At 70.4% G+C, this 2,827-nt stretch carries 5 protein-coding genes; 1 reads left to right on the top strand and 4 read right to left on the bottom strand.

Annotated elements, in window-relative coordinates:
* The 3 genes from AOK11_RS38525 to AOK11_RS38515 form a co-directional block, all read right to left on the bottom strand.
* Positions 1 to 417: SPDY domain-containing protein (locus tag AOK11_RS38525; protein WP_157869555.1), on the bottom strand; the 417-nt coding region annotated here is incomplete at its 3' end.
* The gene (locus AOK11_RS38520; protein WP_055598239.1) at positions 414 to 785 is read right to left on the bottom strand and encodes a hypothetical protein; all 372 of its coding nucleotides are present in this window, start codon (positions 783 to 785) and stop codon (positions 414 to 416) included. The genes AOK11_RS38520 and AOK11_RS38525, both read right to left, overlap by 4 nt.
* A 116-nt stretch (positions 786 to 901) precedes the next feature.
* Positions 902 to 1,648 carry a hypothetical protein gene (locus AOK11_RS38515; RefSeq protein ID WP_055598238.1) on the bottom strand — a complete coding sequence of 249 codons (747 nt, stop codon included), beginning with the start codon at positions 1,646 to 1,648 and terminating at the stop codon, positions 902 to 904.
* A 403-nt stretch (positions 1,649 to 2,051) separates the two neighbouring features.
* Here AOK11_RS38515 and AOK11_RS46530 point away from each other — a divergent pair, with 403 nt between their 5' ends.
* Positions 2,052 to 2,264 carry a hypothetical protein gene (locus AOK11_RS46530; protein WP_157869554.1) on the top strand — a complete coding sequence of 71 codons (213 nt, stop codon included), beginning with the start codon at positions 2,052 to 2,054 and terminating at the stop codon, positions 2,262 to 2,264.
* 280 nt (positions 2,265 to 2,544) lie between these two features.
* Here the strand turns inward: AOK11_RS46530 and AOK11_RS38505 are convergent.
* The coding region (locus tag AOK11_RS38505) for a hypothetical protein (protein ID WP_055598236.1) at positions 2,545 to 2,827 on the bottom strand (283 nt) is incomplete at its 5' end.

Here is a 2,827-nt window from a genome sequence, read left to right as displayed (position 1 = left end):
CCGGTCGAAATCGTCGCCGGGCTCACCGACGCGCTCACGCGCCCTCGTTCCGCACACGCCCCCAACGTCTGGGCTCCGCTCCAGGAACAGCGCTGGCACATCCCACCCGGCGACGATTTCGACCGGTGCTTGGCGGCCCAAGATCGCTGTCCATTCCTCCTGGTGGGTGGTGGCCTTGCCGTGGATGGTCCATCCGCCGGGTTGGACGAAGGGGTCGTACCCGATGCGGATGCCGCGGTCGGGGCTGTCCATGAGCAGGGGCCCGCCGGGCTTTGACCGGTCCCGCCACCCGCAGGCGCGCAGGAACTCGGAGACGTGGCGGATGTCTCCGCCGCCTGCGAGGGCACGGGGCTCGATCAGGTAGTGCTGCTCGGCCTGCTCGCCTGGACTCCAGCCCTGCCATTGCTTTTTCTTCACCGGCGGCGCCGGGCGACGAGTGGTGCGGCGTTCGGGGGCGGTGCAGGAATGGGGGCAGGGCGGGTGGTCAGTTCGGTGTGCTCGTCGAGGTCGAGCGCGATGTCGTGCAGTTCGTTCGCGGCCCGGCCGAGGGCGAGCCAGACCTCGGCCGGCAGGATGCCGCGTTCGGCCTGGTCCTTGGCGAAGTGGGAGCCGGTGGCAACCAGGTGGGTGACGCGGCCGAGGACACCGTCCTGCGGTTCGAGGACCCGTGCGATGACCTGAATGGCTTCATGCGTGGGGAGTTGGGAGAGATGGTCGGTGAGCCGGCCGAGTTGGTGCGCGATCTCGTCGGCCAGCCGGATCGGGTAGGGGGCGGTGCGGGGCATGGTCCTCCCGAGCGAGGGGCGAGGTCAGTGGTGGTGGCGGTGGCAGATCCGCATGGGTCGGGGAGTCTCGTGCCGGGCTTCGGCCGGCGGACCGGTGTGCTCGCCGATGTTTTGCGTCACCGTCTCCTCCCGGTGGAGGCCCTGGTGGCAGCAGGGACTGGCGAAGGCGTCGGCGGGGTGGCGGTAGGCGGGATCCGGCCCGAGGGGTGCTGGAGCGCGACGGCGATGCCGTGCGCGTCGAGCTGCGGACCGATCGCCCGCACGGCGCGTGCCTGGCTGGTGGTGTCGTCGCCGCTGAGGCGGTAGGTGCCGCTCTCGTCACGGACGAACCCGTTGGCGGCCAGGACTTCGGCAGCCTTCTCGCTGACAGGGGCGGCGGCGAGGCTGCCGTCCGGCTGCCAGGTCAGGACGACCCGGTCCGGCTGGGACGGCTGGATGCCTGCCGCGTTGCAGCGGACCTGGGCGAGGGCCGTGTCGAAGCGGGCCAGTAGGTCGCCGGCGACCAGCTCCGCGCTGTGGAACGGGTCGTCCGTCAGGACGATCCCGTCCGGTTCACGCAGGCCCCGGAATGCCTCCGCGGGGAGGTTGCTGGGGGCGACGGCGGCGATGAGGAATCCGTCCCGTCCGGGCCGGTCGAGGACGACGAGCTGCGCACCGTCCTGGCGGGTGAGGACCGCCGCTTGCTGGAGCGGGTTCTTGACGAGGGCTTGGGCGACAAGGTCCATGTCCCAGATACGGTCGGTGAGATCGGCGAGGTCGTCCTTGTCCTCGGCCGGGTGGTGACTGCTGGTCCAGGCATCGGGCAGTTCACCGGCGAGGACATCGGCGAACGAGACAAGGCGTCCGGAGTCGTGGTCGTGCATGTCTTCCTTGATCAGATGGGATGGCGTCAGCTGCGAAGTCCGACGACGGTGGGCGGAGGCGGTACTGGCACGGCACGTGGCGGGTCGGGCAGGCGCAGACGGTGGAGCGTTCGCGCTCTGTGGCGGGGATTTCTTCCGCGTAGGTGCTGTGGCCGGGGTGCTGGGTGTGCCGGTCTGCGAGGTAGCGCAAGCGCCATGAGGGTCGGCAGCCTCGTCCATGCCGTCGTGGAAGTCCGCAGCGGCCTGCAGGATTTCCTCAAGGGCGGTGAGGGTCCCGTCGTAAGAGGCGGTCAGCTCGGTGAGAACCTCGGCCCCCTCGTCAGTGGTGGCCTTGCGGATGCACTCGGCGAGCTGTGCGACCTGGGCGCCCAGCGGCAGATAGCGAGGCGGGACACCGGGCGGTGTGGAAGTTCTTGTCGCAGTCGGCGTGGTAGCCGACGGCCTGCAGCCGGGCTACGGCTTTGGTGGCGAGGCGGGTCTCCTCGTCCACCGTGAGATCGATGGGTACGCGGTGACAGGTCTCGTGGAGCTGGACGACAGGGACGAACCCTGCGCGCTGAAGAATGCTGTGGGCCTCGGGGGCGCCGCCCCGGGCGAGGACCTCACGTCGGAGTGAGGGGCGCGGCGGACGGACAGGAATCGGTCGGCCAGAGGCAACGGGACGAATCTCCTACGGTGATCGTCGTGGGGTATTTCGTACCGTGGGTGGGGCGGTGGCAACACCGGTTCTCCCCAGGGCCTCGCAGAGCGGGCCGTGCGGAGTGTGGGTGCGGGCGCTGACTCGGGGGATCACGTCGGTGTTGCTCCGATGGCCTTGGCGACCTGGGTGGCGGAGGTCGCGGGCGGAGCGCGGTGATCAGGGAGCGCTCGCGCGCCGGGGCGGCGGACGGGCAGGCTCACTGGCCGCTCCTGATGTCGGCGATGTGCACAAGCTGGCCGAGGGCTGTGGTGGTGTACCAGCCGCAGTCGATCAGTGCGTCCTGCCCTGCGTACTTCGGCAGAAGGTGGTCTTCCATGGCGCGCAGGTGGATCAGGCAGTCCGGGCAGCGACGCGAGAGGTGCACGAGGTAGCGCGGGTGGCCGGTGATGTAGGTCTGGGCTCCGCCGGTGGCGTCGCGCAGCCGCCACCCGTCCTCGTCGGTCGGCGTGTGCCAGGAGGGGGCGACGACACGCATGGCG

Origin of the sequence: Streptomyces hirsutus, from assembly GCF_001418415.1 — a bacterium.
Taxonomy (GTDB): domain Bacteria; phylum Actinomycetota; class Actinomycetes; order Streptomycetales; family Streptomycetaceae; genus Streptomyces; species Streptomyces hirsutus.
Note: the sequence above shows the minus strand (reverse complement) of the source record. Positions and strands in the feature narration are given on the sequence as shown.

Coding starts and splice junctions, on each gene's coding strand:
- AOK11_RS38520 (WP_055598239.1), bottom strand. CDS start 785: ATGCCCCGCACCGCCCCCTACCCGATCCGGCTGGCCGACGAGATCGCG.
- AOK11_RS38515 (WP_055598238.1), bottom strand. CDS start 1,648: ATGCACGACCACGACTCCGGACGCCTTGTCTCGTTCGCCGATGTCCTC.